This is a genomic window from Gardnerella sp. c23Ub_4 (genome assembly GCF_055804115.1).
This window is the reverse complement of the sequence record NZ_JANUYO010000001.1, coordinates 777973-793693: the sequence shown is the minus strand read 5'-3', so window position 1 is coordinate 793693 and position 15721 is coordinate 777973. Positions and strand designations below refer to the sequence as shown.

General features: G+C 40.8%; 14 protein-coding genes. 5 read left to right on the top strand and 9 right to left on the bottom strand.

The genetic code is table 11. From position 1 onward, the window contains the following. Positions 1-57 precede the first annotated feature (57 nt). Entirely contained in the window at positions 58-2748 is a 2691-nt protein-coding gene (locus tag NYP67_RS03125) for an ATP-binding cassette domain-containing protein (RefSeq protein WP_473411163.1), read from the bottom strand. Between the two features lie 434 nt (positions 2749-3182). Beyond that, positions 3183-4550 carry a dipeptidase gene (locus NYP67_RS03120; protein ID WP_020757943.1) on the bottom strand — a complete coding sequence of 456 codons (1368 nt, stop codon included), beginning with the start codon at positions 4548-4550 and terminating at the stop codon, positions 3183-3185. A gap of 137 nt (positions 4551-4687) precedes the next feature. Between NYP67_RS03120 and NYP67_RS03115 the strand changes: the two genes are divergently transcribed. Both NYP67_RS03115 and NYP67_RS03110 read left to right on the top strand, forming a co-directional pair. Beyond that, on the top strand, positions 4688-5344 hold the full coding sequence (locus tag NYP67_RS03115) for a DUF3043 domain-containing protein (protein ID WP_016635977.1): 657 nt from the start codon (positions 4688-4690) through the stop codon (positions 5342-5344). Between the two features lie 171 nt (positions 5345-5515). After that, the gene (locus NYP67_RS03110; protein WP_020973363.1) at positions 5516-6301 is read left to right on the top strand and encodes a DUF4191 domain-containing protein; all 786 of its coding nucleotides are present in this window, start codon (positions 5516-5518) and stop codon (positions 6299-6301) included. Positions 6302-6414: 113 nt separating this feature from the next. On the opposite strand, the gene NYP67_RS03105 is transcribed toward NYP67_RS03110, so the two are convergent. The 3 genes from NYP67_RS03105 to NYP67_RS03095 form a co-directional block, all read right to left on the bottom strand. Next, positions 6415-6960, bottom strand: coding sequence for a low molecular weight protein-tyrosine-phosphatase (locus NYP67_RS03105; protein ID WP_004130272.1), 546 nt, complete (start codon positions 6958-6960; stop codon positions 6415-6417). 18 nt (positions 6961-6978) lie between these two features. Next, positions 6979-7602: a dihydrofolate reductase gene (locus NYP67_RS03100; protein WP_473411219.1), complete on the bottom strand. Its 624-nt coding sequence runs from the start codon at positions 7600-7602 to the stop codon at positions 6979-6981. Between the two features lie 79 nt (positions 7603-7681). After that, a complete protein-coding gene (locus tag NYP67_RS03095) occupies positions 7682-8554 on the bottom strand; it encodes a thymidylate synthase (protein WP_004132547.1) in 873 nt (290 codons plus the stop codon). A 116-nt stretch (positions 8555-8670) separates the two neighbouring features. Between NYP67_RS03095 and NYP67_RS03090 the strand changes: the two genes are divergently transcribed. Beyond that, on the top strand, positions 8671-9090 hold the full coding sequence (locus NYP67_RS03090) for an OsmC family protein (protein ID WP_004132549.1): 420 nt from the start codon (positions 8671-8673) through the stop codon (positions 9088-9090). A 151-nt stretch (positions 9091-9241) separates the two neighbouring features. Beyond that, on the top strand, positions 9242-10480 hold the full coding sequence (locus NYP67_RS03085; protein ID WP_004130279.1) for a glycosyltransferase: 1239 nt from the start codon (positions 9242-9244) through the stop codon (positions 10478-10480). A gap of 107 nt (positions 10481-10587) precedes the next feature. Here NYP67_RS03085 and NYP67_RS03080 read toward each other — a convergent pair whose 3' ends face one another. The 3 genes from NYP67_RS03080 to NYP67_RS03070 all read right to left on the bottom strand — a co-directional run bounded on the left by NYP67_RS03080 (position 10588) and on the right by NYP67_RS03070 (position 13723). Then, positions 10588-11631: a universal stress protein gene (locus NYP67_RS03080; RefSeq protein WP_004132552.1), complete on the bottom strand. Its 1044-nt coding sequence runs from the start codon at positions 11629-11631 to the stop codon at positions 10588-10590. Between the two features lie 198 nt (positions 11632-11829). Beyond that, positions 11830-12597 carry a C40 family peptidase gene (locus NYP67_RS03075; RefSeq protein ID WP_128831910.1) on the bottom strand — a complete coding sequence of 256 codons (768 nt, stop codon included), beginning with the start codon at positions 12595-12597 and terminating at the stop codon, positions 11830-11832. Positions 12598-12697: 100 nt separating this feature from the next. Next, positions 12698-13723: a CHAP domain-containing protein gene (locus NYP67_RS03070; RefSeq protein ID WP_004130282.1), complete on the bottom strand. Its 1026-nt coding sequence runs from the start codon at positions 13721-13723 to the stop codon at positions 12698-12700. A 145-nt stretch (positions 13724-13868) separates the two neighbouring features. On the opposite strand from NYP67_RS03070, the gene NYP67_RS03065 reads away from it, so the two are divergent. Continuing rightward, entirely contained in the window at positions 13869-14135 is a 267-nt protein-coding gene (locus tag NYP67_RS03065; protein WP_004130283.1) for a hypothetical protein, read from the top strand. 71 nt (positions 14136-14206) lie between these two features. Here the strand turns inward: NYP67_RS03065 and NYP67_RS03060 are convergent, their stop codons facing one another. Further along, a complete protein-coding gene (locus NYP67_RS03060; RefSeq protein ID WP_473411162.1) occupies positions 14207-15622 on the bottom strand; it encodes a sensor histidine kinase in 1416 nt (471 codons plus the stop codon). Between the last annotated feature and the right edge of the window lie 99 nt (positions 15623-15721).

Sequence of the window (15721 nt, the reverse complement as noted above, 5' to 3'; positions counted from 1 at the left end):
CCAAAATGGCTTTATTTCAACGTTTTCAGCATGTGTCTCACATGGGACACATCAAAATTAATTTCCACCAAGAAGTGCAAACGTACCGTAGTAAACAGATGCAATTAATGCAATTGCAGGAATAATTAAGCACACAACCATAAACACATAGTCGCGCTTATTTACGTGACTTATGCGTGCATGAGATCTTGGATTTTCTCCTCCAAAACCGCGCGCTTGCATTGCTGTTGCTAAAGTACTAGACCTACGAATCGAAAGAACAAGAAGAGCAAAAGCTTGAGGCATAAATGCGCGAATCTTACTATCGTCTCCAAGGCCGCGAGAACGCCTAGACGCACTAAGAGCTGCCCAATCGTCTTGTAAAACGCTAAAAAGCCTCATTCCTGCTAATCCGCCATAAACAAACTTATCTGGCAAGTGCATAACTTGACTAAAAGCATCTGCTAAATCAGTAGCATCAATACCAATAACAGTAACAATTGCAGGAACACCAATCGCTAAAATACGAATAAACGTTGCAATTGCAAGAGTTGTTGAGTGCTCGCTTACGTGAATAATTCCCCAATCAAACAATGTTGCTCCGCCAGATTTACCATACAACCACACTGCTAGAGCAGATCCAGGCGCACCAACCCAAACAGGCCAAGAAAGCTTAACAACACGCCAAGGATTCATTCCAACAATCCATAAAATTATAAACTCTAAAACAAGCGCAATAGTCGAAGAAAGCCAATCAAGAGTAAACAGCAAAGGAATGGAAAGCATAAAAGCTCCAAGCATGCGGTAAACAGGATTTAGTGATGCCAAAAATGGCGAGCAACTTGCAGCTCTTTCTTTCTCATCACGCTTATTTACAGCGCTAACTTTTATTCGAGAAATATTCGTTGCATTAGTTGTAGAAGACAAGCTTTGCGATGATTCTAAATCTTCTTTTGCTTGCGACTCGCCAGCGCGTGTTAAATCGTCAGAATCACTATTTTTATGCTCACTAGTATGCTCACTAGTCGGCTCGCTTGTCTGCTCACTAATAGGCAAAAGTTCAACCAAACGCGCGCCAAGAGCGTCTACTAGCTCTTTATCGTGAGTAACAACAATAACGCTAACGCCGTCTGCTCTAAGACTTGCAATCAGCTTTATAATTTGCATCCACGTTTTTCGATCTTGGCCAAAAGTTGGCTCATCTAAAATCAAAACCCTTGGAGCTGCAGCCAAAGATGCAGCAACTGTAAGCCTGCGCTTTTCTCCTCCAGAAAGCGTGTACGGATTGGCGTTGGCATATCTGCCTAATCGGAATCGCTCTAGCAATTCTTTAGCTTTTGATCGAGCATCCTCCTCGCTCATGCCTGTTCTAATAGGGCCTAACATAACCTCTTCTAAAACAGTTCCGCAAGCAAATTGATGTTCTGGATTTTGAAAAACGTACGATATTCTTTTAGCGAGTTCAGTTGACTTCCACTTTATAGGATCACTTGAGTCTAAATCTTTACAAAGTTCCTCGCTTGCTACAACTTCGCCTTCTATTGACGGAATTAGCCCTGCCAAAGTTAGAGACAAAGTTGATTTTCCAGCACCATTTGCGCCAACCAAAGCCGTTATTTGGCCAGAATTAAATTCAAGATTAATGTTTTTAGCTATTGGAGTATCCGTATGACTAATCGCAAGGTTTTTTGTAGATAAAACTACTTTCCCATCTCCTACAGAAGGATCGCAATCAGGCTCTCCTTCAACATGAATCCTACCTATATTTCGATTTTTTGAATCCTTATACTTATCTGGGAGCCATATTCCAAGATTTTCAAAGTCAAGATCCTTGCGATTAAACACCTCGTCTGGAGTTCCGTCGGCTACGATTACTGTTTTAGCACTCTCGTCTCTTGCAATATCGTCATCGTGAACAAAGTTTTTGCTATCTTCGCCATTCTTGCTATTACCGCTATTACCGCTATTTTCAAGCCCCAAAACAATTACTCGGTCAATTAAATCAATCCAAGGCTGCGCATGATGTTCCACAAGAACCATTGTTGCGTGAGTATCGTCGAGCACTTTTCCAACTGCTGAAACAATTTGCTCAACGCCGTCTGGATCCAGATTTGCTGTAGGCTCGTCTAAAAGAAGAACACTAGGCTTCATTGCCAGCGCACCCGCAAGAGCCAATCGCTGCATTTGACCACCGCTTAAATGTGCAGTAGAGCGATGAAGTTGCAAACCATCTAAGCCAACCTCTTTAAGACTTTCGTCAACAATATTCCAAATCTCTTTACGCGGAACATTCATGTTTTCTGGACCAAACGCAACGTTATCTCCTAAACGTTGAAAAATCGCTTGAGATTCTGGGTCTTGTAAAACTAAACCAACGCGTCCGCGAGCCTTATGAACTGGTACATCGTCTACAAATACTGCGCCTTCACTCACTCCGCCATCTTCGTCTTCAACTAAAACATTATGCGAAGAAGAGTTACTATTTTTATCGTTTGAATCACTTTTAAGAATAATATCGCTGCCGATTAATCCAGCAGCACCTTCAAGAATAGTGGACTTGCCTATGCCCGATGCTCCTAATAGCAATACTCTCTGCCCTGCTTCAATAGTCAGGTTCAAACCACGAACAGCAAACGCTTTGCGAGAGGCATGACGATAACCCCAATTCTCAAAACGCAACTGAGCAGCACTAAAAGCCGATGGAAGGAAAGTTTCAGCTTTGTACTGGTTAGTATTGTTCAAAACCTGCGTTTTAGATTCATCGGGCATAGCAAATCCTTTATGGCAATGATTTTTATTTAATTATTTATTAAATTATTTTTAGGATTATTAGACTTTACTATAGATTTTTAGAATCTTAACAAATCTTAGAATCTTAGCAAATCCTACAATCCCAAAACGCCTACTTGCTTAGAAAAATCTAAACAGCATACAGCATTTAATTGCTATATGCATAGAAGACGCTTGTTGACATGATTGTGCCTTTTTACTTTTAGGCACGGGAAAAACAGATCTCCGTGCGCCAGTATTACCTGGATTCACGTTCAAGCGGTTTCTCTCAGCTTTACGAATTAACGCAAAGCACCCGTGTCGAGTGAAAATTTTACGGCATTGTGTAGACTCGCGCACAAAATCCATCAAAATCCATATATCTAGGTACTTTATGCGCGAGTTAGAACTTACAATATTACTTCACTGCTTTATTACTTCGCTAAACGGCTAAGAAGCAAAGCTTCCGTTACAATATTTGACTTCAAGCCAGAAAGAGAAATCGACTCGTTTGGGCTATGAGCATTAGACTTTGGATCTTCTGGACCTGTAACCAAAACTTGAGCTTTAGGGAAGATTCTTTGCAATTCTGGAATAAATGGAATCGAACCACCTTCGCCCTTATTAATAGGATCCACACCAAAAGCGTCTTTCATAGATGCGAGCGCATCTTTAGTTGCAACAGCATTTGGATCCATAGCCCAACCCATGCCATTATCTAAAGGCTCTACAGTTACTTGCGCGCCAAACGGTGCATTTTTAACCAAAAAGTCACTCAATGCTTTTTGTGCTTCCTCAGGACGCTGGCAAGGCGCAGTTCTAAGCGAAAGTCGCAAGCGTGTCTCGTGAGCAATAACGTTAAAGCTTTCCTCTACTGGATGAGCGTCCATTCCAATAACAGTCAAGCTTGGCTTAGTCCACATACGAGCAGCAAGCGATCCCGTTCCTGCAAGCTTGTATGAATCCACTACCGAAGAATCGGCTCTAACTTGCGATTCGTCTAAATCGCGTTGCAAACCGCCAACAGGCTCTTGCGATTCAACTCCAGGAACATCTAAATCGCCGTCTTTGTTGTAAAGAGAAGCAACAAGCATTGAAGCAAGCGTGTATGCGTCTAAAATAGGACCACCAAATTGACCAGAGTGAACTTGATGATCAAGAACCTTAACCTTAACGTCTACAGTAGTGTTTCCGCGCAAGCTAGTCGTAAGACTTGGAACTTCGGCAGACCAATTTCCAGAATCTGCAACAATAATCACATCGGATTCAAACTCATCTTTGTGAGACTCAATAAAAGGAATAAAGCTTGGAGAGCCCATCTCCTCTTCGCCTTCAATAAACACTTTAATGTTTACGCCTAAATCTTCACTTAAAGCGCGCAAAGCACCGTAGTGAATGGCAATTCCGCCGCCATCGTCCGCGCTGCCGCGACCATACAAGCGCCCATCTATCTCGGTTCCTTTAAAAGGATTCGTGTTCCACTCGCTTGCATCTGGAACAGGCTGAACATCGTGATGAGCGTAGAGCAAAACAGTTGGAGCATTTGGATTTACAATTCTAGATCCAACAACCTCGAATGCGCCTGGAGTGCCATCTGGATTTTGCGACTGCTCAACGCGAGCATCAACGCCCACTTCGCGCAATACTCCAGCAACGTATTCAGCCGAGGCGCGCATATGATCCCCAGTAATGCCTTTAGCAGAAACAGCTCCAAGCTCTATCTTTTTACTAAGAACGGATATAACATCATTCCACGCAGCGCTAACACGATTCTTAACATCTTCCACATTAAGATTAGCCATACAAATCTCCTTAAAACAAATAGCCAAAACAAATAGTCAAGCGGTTAACTACTATCTAACCACTATCACACTATTAACAACATTAACAGCCAGCAAAATCTATGGAACGCGTCTAGTCTGTTGGGTAATCTGCAAACATGACATGGAATCCATTTGTAAAAAAAGATGCTGATAATAATGCGCAAAATGGCAATAAATCAGCAGCCAATGAAAATAGCGAAAATAAAGTAGAAAATAAGGCAAAAACTCGCACAAAAAACGCTCCAACTCCAAAGCAAAGCGAAGCTGCAGCGCAAAATCTTAGGCCGCTAGTTCCAACCGATAGAAAAGCTAGCGCAAAGGCTGCGCGAGCACGATTGCGCGAAAGAGAAAACGCACAATACGAAGCTATGAAAAATGGCGATTTAGCGCATATGCCAAAGTCGGAGCAGCTTCCTTGGAGAGTTTATATTCGCGATTACGTAGACGCACGCTTTAATATTGGCGAGTTTTTCGTTCCATTTGCAATCGTAATTATGATTTGCATCTTCTTTACACAAAACTTCTTGTCTACTAAGTATATTGCTCTTTATTTTGCGCTTGCGATTATTCTTTACGCGTATCTTTTTGCTGCGATTATTGACGTTTTAATAATGTGGCGAAAACTTAGAAAAGAACTTGTTAAAAGGTACGGCCAAGCTGCTGTTGCTAAAAGCTCTAGGTCTGCAATGTATGCTTGCAGTCGCGCAATACAAATGCGCAGATGGAGGCTACCAAAGCCGAGCACGCCAAAGCGCGGTAATTGGCCAAAGTAAAACGCTAGTATACCAACAAAGATATGATTTATAGAAATGTGTGTTTGTAGCATGCTACTTAAGGCTACTTAAGTAATAGTTGCACAAATGTGGTAGTAAACCCGTTGTAGAAAACCTTGCAATAAGCACAAACAAAATTAACGCGAATATCGTATAGGGGATAAACGCAAAATGGCAAACGAGAAGTCAAAGAACACTAAGAAATCTGGCATGATTTCACAAATTGTGCGCATTTACAAGTACACGTATACAGAAGATAAGCAGCTTCCGCTTTGGCTTGGCTTGGCTTTTGTAGCCCCTGTAGTGTTATGCGTTATAGCTGGCGCTATTTTACGCTGGTCCATTTTTACGTGGATTATGATGATTGTAACAGCGCTTATGCTTGGTCTTTTGCTTTTTACTGTTGTTCTAACAAAGCGCGCAGATAAAGTTGGATACGCAAAACTAGAAGGTAAGCCTGGAGCTGCAGCTGGAATTTTAAGCGCAATCAATAAAGGTGGTTTTACTTTCCCACAACAGCCAGTATGGGTTGATCCTCGCACCAAAGATGCAATTTGGCGTGGAACTGGTTTTAACGGAATCTTTCTTGTTGGAGAAGGAAATTACGAACGCTTGACTCATGCTATGGAACGCCAAGAGCATGCTATTAAAAGTGTTACAGCTGGGTCCAATATTCCTGTTTACCGCATTTACGTTGGAAATGGCCAAAATCAAGTTAAGCTTAAGGATTTAAGGAGTAAAGTTCTAAAGTCTAAAACTTTGATTCCTACAAATCACAAGTTTGCTCCTCTTGCTGCAATTCATCCAAATCGCAGATTCTTCCTAACTAAAACAGAGCTTGCGATTCTAAACGACCGTTTACGCACTTTGCAAGGAAAGCTAGGGTTTGGAATTCCAAAGGGCATCGACCCTACTCATGCTCCACGCGTAAGTCGCAGAGCTTTAAGAGGAAAATAAATCTAGGCTTTTAGCTCATAAAATTAAACCAGACGTTCCAAGCGGTTCGTCTGGTTTTAATATATTTATACGCGATTTTACTTGCGATTTTACTGGCGATTTATATGCAAATACTATTCTCGCGTTATACGCGACTGAACCCAATCAACAATGTACGGAGCGCACTCCTCCACTTGATCCATTGCAATCTCAAACTCTTTAGGACCACCATACCAAGGGTCTGCCAAATCTAAAACAGCTTCACGACCAGCTTGTGGCTTTTCTAAAGACGGATCAAACGACCTATACATGTGTACAAGACTACGCTTTTGCGGTGGAATAATCCTAAGCAAAGATTGCATATGCGAAGCCGTCATTGGAAGAAAAAGATTCGTCTCTTCTATTTCGTCTCGCTCAATCCTATGCGCAAAATGGCTTAATGGCAAAGAATATCCCCTACTTTTAAGCTCTTTTTGCGCACGCCTATCAATCGGATTTCCATATTCTTCGTCGCTTACACCACACGATTTTACAGCAACAACATCGCTTAATCCTCTAAGCTTAAACTCGTTACGCAAAACAATTTCTGCCATTGGAGATCTGCAAATATTCCCCGTGCAAACTGTCATAACAACATACGGATGCTTAGCATCTACGTGAATTTTGCTTAAAGATTCCATACATATCCTTAATCTAGCTTATTTTTTAGATTTAACTGGCTCATAAACCATAAACTTATATTTTGTATTGAATTGTTTTTCGCCAACTTTTATAGGCGATTCCTGCCAATCGCCATCGCGCGCAACTTTCCACAATCCATCATCTACAAGTTTTTGAATGTTTGGAGCAAAGGTATCTGCTTCTACTCTAGCGTCAATTTGAGTTACATAAGATGCGTCAACAATTTGTGACTTAATCACTTCTCTAAAAATTGCTCCGCCACCAATAATCCAAATTGCTCTGCCATCTTTTGGCAAATCCAAAGAATCTACATGCTCAATAGGATTATCTTCAATCCACTTTTTTGCGTAGCATATTGCGTCTTCGATCTTTGTAAAACTTTTTGCTCCATTTGGATTAAAGTATGGATTCCTAGAAACAACAATATTTTCGCGACCAGGAAGAGGCCTAAATTTTTCTGGCATAGAATCCCAAGTTCCTCTGCCCATTATTACTGGGCAAGAGATTGTCATTGCCTTAAAATAGCGCAAATCTGGGGAAAGTCTCCAAGGCATGCCGCCATTTACACCCATCGCTCCTGCGCGACCTTCAAAATCGTATGCTTGCCCCCAAATTAAACGAACGGGAATATTATTAGTCATAATATTGTTAGTCATAAAACTCCTACGTAAGCCTACTAATCAATCACTAAACAAAGCAAACAAGCAAACAACCAAAAGCTCACACAGCTACAGGAGCTTTAATCGTAGGATGATGCTTATAATCAACAACCTTAAAATCGCTATAGTCGTAGCTAAAAATAGAATCAGCTTTGCGAATTTCTAGCTGCGGATACGGGTACGGCTCGCGCGAAAGCTGCTCAAGCACTTGCTCTACGTGATTATCGTAAATATGACAATCGCCGCCAGTCCACACGAACTCTCCTGGTTCTAATCCTGCTTGTTGAGCCATCATCATTGTTAAAAGCGAGTAAGAAGCAATGTTGAATGGCACGCCAAGGAACATATCGCAAGAACGCTGGTAAAGCTGGCAAGAAAGCTTGCCATCGGCAACATAGAACTGGAAAAGCGAGTGACAAGGCGGCAAAGCCATATTCTCTACTTCTGCAGGATTCCATGCGCTAACAATCATTCGACGAGAATCTGGATGATTCTTAATAAGATCCATAACGTTTGCAATCTGGTCGATTGTGCGATTTGGATTTTGCGCGGTTGGAGCTGGCCAACTACGCCACTGAACGCCGTAAACAGGCCCTAAATCGCCATTTTCGTCTGCCCACTCATCCCAAATATGCACACCGTTTTCTTGCAACCAACGCACATTGCTAGAGCCTTTAAGGAACCAAAGAAGCTCGTACGCAAGCCCCTTAAAGAACACGGTTTTTGTTGTTATAAGCGGGAAACTCTTGCTTAAGTCAAAGCGAATTTGCTGACCAAAAAGAGATATTGTTCCCGTGCCAGTGCGATCTGATTTTAATGTGCCTTCCATAAAGATTTTTCTAACCAAATCCTCGTAAGGAGTAGGAATATTTGACACTGGTTTTTGCGGCACGCGCGCGCGCAAATCTGCAAGTTCTTGTTGAGTTAAAGCCATACGTTTATTCTATCATTAGCTAAATTCAACACTACCAATGCATGTGCAAATATACTTATACTGTACATCTCTATATAATTGTTTTAGCTAAGCACAACAAATGCAAAGGAGCAAAAATGTCTAGAAGAATATGGGTTGAGCGTTTAGAAGACGGCTCTTGGATTGCAAAAAGCGAAGACGGAGCAACACTAAAATTTGGCAAAGGCGAAGGGCAATTTTCTCCCGTAGAACTAATGCAAATAGCTCTAGCTGGTTGCACAGCTTTAAGCAGCCAATACGCTGTTGAGCATGCGATTGGAGAAGGAAAAGGCGCGCGCGTAGTTGTAAATGGCACTTACGACCCAGAAGAAGGAACTTACTTAAGATTCCAAGAAGACTTAACAGTAGACGCTACAAGCGCAAAGCCTGCGCTAACTAACGAAGATGCACAAGCACTAAAAGAGCGTATGGAAAAGCATATTAGCAAGGGTTGCACAGTTAAGCACACTCTTGAACGTGGCGCACAAGTGCGTGTAACAGTAAATATAAGACACTAAGACACTAAAACACTAAAACATTAAAAACACCAAATATAAAACGCTAAAAACGCAAAAAATCACAATTTGTGGCGCAATGCTAAACACAATGCTAAACTTTTAACGTTGTTAGAGCTATTTATGTAAGCTATTTATGTAATCGGAGGAAACTTTGAAAATCGCGATTTTTACAGAAACGTATCCACCATACATAAACGGCGTAGCAACACAATCCTACATGCTTAAAAAAATGTACGAGGAACTTGGTCACGAAGTTCTTGTTGTTACAGTTGGCTCCGAAAAACAGCGTAAAACCAAGCTTGTAGACGGCGTTGTGTACGTTCCAGGCATTCTTTTGAAAAAGCTTTACAAGTATAGGGTTGCAATTCCAATTGGAAACATGCGCAAAAAGTTCCCGATTAACTTTAAACCAGATGTTATTCATATTCAAAACGAATTTGGCATTGGAGAAATAGGCCTAGAAGTGGCCAAAAAAGAGCATGTTCCTGTTGTTTACACGCTACACACCGAATACGATAAATTCCTGTTTTACATTGGTCTAAAGCATTTTACTGAGTTTTCTAGGAATATATCGGCAAAATATTTTACGCGATTTTCTAAAAACGCAACAATTATTACCAGCATGTCTGCTAAGGCTCAAGCTTATATTGACCGACAAAAAGTTGATAAAAAGGTTGTTGTTCTTAGCAATGCTGTTGAATACAAAAAGTTCTTGCCAACACCAGAACGAATTGCTTTTAGAGAAGAATTCCGTAAAAAATACGGCATTGCAGATTCTACAAAGCTGTTTGTTTTTGTTGGAAGAATCGGAGCCGAAAAGAACATTAGCGAGTTGATTGACAACTTTATGTATTGTGATTTTCCTCGCGATTTAGCTCGACTTGTTGTTATTGGCGGAGGCCCTGATCTAGAAGACTTGCGCAATAAGGTAGCAAGCAAAGGATTTGAAGATAGAATCTACCTTCTAGGACCTATTGAACACACGCAAATTCCTAAATATTTGCACGCAATGGACTACTACACTACCGCTTCACTATCAGAGATGCACTCGCTTTCTATGCTGGAAGCAATGGCCTCTGGCTTATTTGCGCTTGTTAAGCACGACGCTCCTAATGAAAATCAAATTATTAGTGGCAAAAATGGATACCAATGGGATTCTAAAGAAGACTTTAAGCAAGTGTTTAGCCGCGTTCTTAATATGAGCAAAGAAGAGCAAGAGCAGCTAAAAGCAAATGTTCTTGAATATTCAAAAAACAATGACTTTAAAAAGCAAGCTCAAGAGTTAATTAAGATTTATGAGCGCGCAATCAGCATTAACAATCAAGAACTTGCTAAAAAGCGCGCTGCTCGAGAGGCAAGACGAGCGCGTTTCTTGCTTAAGAAAAACTAAAAGCATATTAGCATATGTATGTTTGAAAAATCGCGTATAAAACACAATTAGTGCCTTATACGCGATTTACGTTTTAACGCTTAGTGTTACTACTTAGCGTTACTACTTTAGTGAAGCGGATCGATTGTTTGCTCAATTTGCTTAGCTTCTTCAACACCAGCCTTTGGAACATCAACTTTATGAACACCACTTATAGAATCAATAGCACTAGTATCGTTACTTACCTTAGCCTGCTGAGCCACTTGTGCAGCGCTCAGCTCCACATACTTGCGAGGAACAACATACACTGGTCTAGACGAATGCTGAAGCAAACCTTGACTAATCGAGCCAAGAAGCAAACCAGTAAATCCACCCCTGCCCCTAGATCCAACAACAACCAAATCGTTGTTTAAGCTAGCTTGAGTCAAAGCGTTTACAGCAGAGCCAGGAACTACAGAACGATGAATCTTTAAGTTTGGCAAGCGTTGCAAAATTGGCTTTACACGCTCGTCAAGATCTTCCATATAAGATCCCATAACTGCAGTATCTCCCTCGGCTCCTTGAACGCTAGGAACAGCAGAAATCACATCTAATTGAGCATTCCAACTATCTGCCAAATCTGCAGCAATCTCAAGTGCCTTTAATCCCCACTTAGACTCGTCGGAGCCAACAGCAATCTTAGAAATCTTATTGTTCAAGTGGATTCGTTGACCATCATCATCCGTATATGGAACAACAACAATTGGGCAATAAGCGTATGCAGGAAGCGAAGAACTTGTTGTGCCAAGTAAACGCTCTGCTAATCCGCCTTTGCCACGGTTTCCAATAACAATAAGTTGATAGTTTCTAGAAAGCTCCACAAACACAGAAGATGGGTCGCCAGTAACAATCAAAGTTGTTGCATCCACACCCTGCTCTAAAGCTACAGCTTTAGCTTTAGAAAGAATCTCTTGAGCGTCTTGATGAGCAACATTATCGTCTCCGATGGCAGTATAAGTTGCGTCAAAAGACACAGCAGCATAACTTGGCAAAGAGTATGCACAAACAATTTGAAGTTGCAATCCAGCATGCTTAGCGTAGTTTGACGCCCACCAAACAGCCTTATAGCTTGCATGAGAACCATCAACGCCTACAAGAACAGCTTTTTCTTGTGTAATAACATTCTGTGTCATCTAGATCCTCCTAGCATTGCGCGAATTTTGCAATCTTTACTTAAGTACTACAATAGCCGTTTAATTGTTTTGAGTCTATCGCGACACAGAAGATTTGCTATTTATGACTTGCCAATTGCCGATTTCTGCTAAAACAACTTGCGACTAACGCTAGAAAACTAACGCTAGAAAACTTGCGACTTACGCCAAAAACTTATGCTAGAAAACTCGGCGAATGGAATAAGCAGATGTAAAAACGTAAGGAATAGGGCTATATTTTGTTCCGCCGTATTGCGAATTAATAACCATTCCATTGCCTACGTAAATCGCAGCGTGAGTACCATTTGCAATAATATCTCCTGGAGCTGCTTGAGCAAGACTTGGAACAGCTGTGCCAACTGTTGCTTGCGCGCCAGAAGTTCTAGGCAAAGAAACACCCATATTTGCAAAAACGTATTGCACAAAGCCAGAGCAATCCCAACCAGCAGGAGTTGTTCCACCAGAACGATACGGCACTTTGTTTAAGAATTGAGCAGCAAAATTAAGCATTGCCGACGTAGAAGAACCATCTGGAGGAGCAACAAAATAGCTTTGCGATGTTCCTCTAGCACCAGAACGGCTTGCAGCGGAATCGTAATCGCCATCATTATTGCGAGCAGCATTACGCGCATTTTCTGCAGCCGCTTGAGCAGCAGCCTGAGCCGCCAATTCTGCAGCACTTTTAGTTTGCGGAACATTCAAAGACTCAATACCGCCCCAATGCGAATTAGAGTCAACGCTTGTAGAAGTAGATTCTGTTAATAAATCGCGCTTAACAGATGTTACTTTAGGGAAGGAACGCGTAGAAGTAACTGCAGACTCTTCTGCATAAGCACAAGCAAAAGGAACCATAGTAGCAAGAAGAGTTGTGCATACAGCTCCCGCAACTATAGAAGAAAAAATCTTATTTTGTTTAATATTTTGATTAATCTTTTGCTCAACCATCATTAGCGATGTTAACACATTAACAATACAAAGCACCTAAAAACGCGTAGCAAACCAACAAAAGTTGATAAATCTAATATTATGCGAGTAATGCTTAAAAGATTTAGTAGTGAATAAACTCAAAAGCGGAAGCATCTTTAGCGCTAACGACTCTTGAATAGGTTCTACCATGATATTCGGCACTAGATTCAGATGTTTCTATAGAACCATCTTGATTAATCTTTTCAACAATAGCAACGTGGCCATAAGCGCGGTTAACTCCAGCCTGACCGCGGCCAAACACCATTATGTCTCCAACATGACGAGGTGTGTTATCTACCCAGTAGCCAAGCTTGCGAGCAGTCCAGCCCCACATCCATCCGTCTCCCATATTGGATCCAACAGGAAGTCCAAGCTGATGCCTGCGAACATAAACCCACCAAGTGCATTGGCTAAATTCGTAAGCATTTCCCGAATCGCCAGAATCGTGATTTGGATTAAAACCAGATGGAACAATCTTTGCGTCTGAATCCAAGAAAACAGCAACATTCGGATTATTTGCTGCAGACTTAGACATTTCCGACACCTTAAAATCGGAATTAGAACCCAAATCCCACTTAGACTTATGAGAAGACTTAGTAGAAAATGCGCTTAAATCGGATTCAAGTCCAGCAACTGCGCTGCTAAAGTTCAAATATTTATTAGCGCGATTAATGCTTTCTCGCATACTAGAACGAGATGCTGCTTGAGCAGAAGAATCGTCTACAAAACTCAACTTAGAAGAATAAGATTTAGAAGCCAAAGAATCAATGCTATTAGGCTTGTTCAACGCCATAGAAGTTAAAGCAGCTCCGACTAACGCAAACAAAGAAGCAGAAACAATCATGCGATTCTTACGTTCTTTAGCAACACGTGCTAAACGAAGCTGGCGACGAGATAACGAAACAGCAAATTCTTGATTTACGTTCTCTAAATCTACGTTTTCTAGACTTACAACAGCACCATTATTTGCTAAAACGGCTGCACTATTATTGCTAGAAAATGCATGATGATTGTTAGAAGATGCATGCGAACCGCGCACAGAGGTAAAAAGCATAAAAGGCGAATTAAACCGCCCCTTTGCTTTAGCACCATGCTCAGCATGCTTCATAAAATCGCTCCTAAAATCTTCTAAATGTATTCACAAATTCACACTTACAAATCTAAAGGATACAATGTGGTACGGATACGCAACACAATACGCAACACAATACGCAATGTAATTCTTAAAATTGATATTGAACACGCAAAGATGTATGGTTAATCATATGAAGCTAGCACCGATTATTAATCCAGATGCGCGCAAAGAAGCGCCTAAGCCATTGCGAGTAGACTTGTGCAAAGCATTTATGGCTGGAACGATTATTTGGCTCATAGCATCATTAATCACAGTTGTTCTTGCTATTTTACACTTTTTATTGTGGTTCTTTGCTGTAATTTGCCTTAGCGGATTTGCAATTGGAATTTTGCTTTTAATCTGGGAACACTTTGATCGCTGGGATTATAGAAGATTAGGAAAATAAGTTACTAATCAAGCTTTGCAACAAGACTTTGCATAAGACTTTGCGCCCTACTTTGCGGCTTACTTTGCTCACTACTTTGCAAGCGGAATAGCAAAATTAACAGTAGTTCCCTGCCCAGGCCTACTCCACAATGTTATGCTGCCGTGATGCGTAAGAGCCACGTGCTTAGCAATAGCAAGACCTAATCCAACACCGTCTTTACTAAAGTCATTTTGATTACTCGATCTATAAAAACGTTCAAAAATACGCGGCTGATCTTTTAGCGGGATTCCAATTCCAGAATCAACAACGCGAATAACAGCAAATCTATTATCTTCTGACTTTAAAGCGCAAAGCGCAACAACACTATTTTTATGAGAATAGATAATAGCGTTTTCAACAAGTTTTCTAATCGCACTGCTTATTTGATTAGAATCCGCTAAAATGTTAAGTGAAGAATCTGCTTTAATAATTACGCGAACATTTTGACTAGACGAAAGAGCAGAAACAAGATTTTTAACATCTTCCAACACTTTCAAAACGTTTACAACACTAGCTTTTGAAGCATCAATAGGACTTTGCGCTCGCATAAGAAGAAGCAAATCTTCTAACATATGTTCCAAGTGTTTAGACGATTTTTGAGCAGACGCAGCAATATCTTTAATGCGACTTGCATTAACATCTTTGCATTGCAAAACATTAGTAAGGCTGGAAATCATGCGTGTTGAGCTAATAAGTTGATTGGAGACATTGCTTATAAAATCGTTACGCGTTTGCTCAAAAAGATGCTCCGCACTGGAATCATTTATAATAACAACAACTTTGCCTTCTCCAACACTTCCAACTGTAATATTAAGCCAATTAGGTCTAGAAATTGTAGAAGGATTAGGCGCTGAATCGCTAGATTGTGTTGATGAAGAATCGAAAGCAGCCGAAGATTGCAAATACGAAGTTTTATCTACATTATCTACATAAAAATCATTATCTTCACTAATTGTTACATACTGTTTGGGGGTAAATGTCACTAAATCAAAGCTTTCATAGCCTCCAGAGAAACGCACGTTATTTACAGCTTGCAAAACGCGCGGCTGAACAATCGAATCGTCTAAAACAACTCCAAGAGTGTAACTTTGTGAACTTGCGCGCAAAACGTCGTTATTTTTATCAACAACAATCGTAGCTCCTGGAAGCATAGCTAAAACAGCGCAAGCGTCGGAGCTAATGTCTTCGGAACTATCGTCTATATCAAAGTCGGAATCGGAATCGGAGTCGCCCAAAACTTTTTGCATTTTCTTATGAAAAATGATGAGAAAAATGCGCTTAGAACCACGTCTAAAAGTCATAAAAATACGACTAAAAGTAGAATCAAAAAACGGAACAAAAACATTACGAAATGCCGATAGAACAAAGTCAAAAGCAAACATAACCACAACAATTGCAACGCAAAGTGCAATCAAAGCAAAAACAACAAACACCATTAAAGGCGAATATGGCGAATCTTGAAGCATACTCTTAAAGAATACTCTAACGCGCTCACATTTAAGCGACTAATACAGTGACTAATACGTTTAACGCACGTGCGCACAGTAGTCTATACTTGATTAGGG

Coding starts and splice junctions, on each gene's coding strand:
- NYP67_RS03125 (WP_473411163.1), bottom strand. CDS start 2,748: ATGCCCGATGAATCTAAAACGCAGGTTTTGAACAATACTAACCAGTAC.
- NYP67_RS03120 (WP_020757943.1), bottom strand. CDS start 4,550: ATGGCTAATCTTAATGTGGAAGATGTTAAGAATCGTGTTAGCGCTGCG.
- NYP67_RS03115 (WP_016635977.1), top strand. CDS start 4,688: ATGACATGGAATCCATTTGTAAAAAAAGATGCTGATAATAATGCGCAA.
- NYP67_RS03110 (WP_020973363.1), top strand. CDS start 5,516: ATGGCAAACGAGAAGTCAAAGAACACTAAGAAATCTGGCATGATTTCA.
- NYP67_RS03105 (WP_004130272.1), bottom strand. CDS start 6,960: ATGGAATCTTTAAGCAAAATTCACGTAGATGCTAAGCATCCGTATGTT.
- NYP67_RS03100 (WP_473411219.1), bottom strand. CDS start 7,602: ATGACTAATAATATTCCCGTTCGTTTAATTTGGGGGCAAGCATACGAT.
- NYP67_RS03095 (WP_004132547.1), bottom strand. CDS start 8,554: ATGGCTTTAACTCAACAAGAACTTGCAGATTTGCGCGCGCGCGTGCCG.
- NYP67_RS03090 (WP_004132549.1), top strand. CDS start 8,671: ATGTCTAGAAGAATATGGGTTGAGCGTTTAGAAGACGGCTCTTGGATT.
- NYP67_RS03080 (WP_004132552.1), bottom strand. CDS start 11,631: ATGACACAGAATGTTATTACACAAGAAAAAGCTGTTCTTGTAGGCGTT.
- NYP67_RS03075 (WP_128831910.1), bottom strand. CDS start 12,597: ATGATGGTTGAGCAAAAGATTAATCAAAATATTAAACAAAATAAGATT.
- NYP67_RS03070 (WP_004130282.1), bottom strand. CDS start 13,723: ATGAAGCATGCTGAGCATGGTGCTAAAGCAAAGGGGCGGTTTAATTCG.
- NYP67_RS03065 (WP_004130283.1), top strand. CDS start 13,869: ATGGTTAATCATATGAAGCTAGCACCGATTATTAATCCAGATGCGCGC.
- NYP67_RS03060 (WP_473411162.1), bottom strand. CDS start 15,622: ATGCTTCAAGATTCGCCATATTCGCCTTTAATGGTGTTTGTTGTTTTT.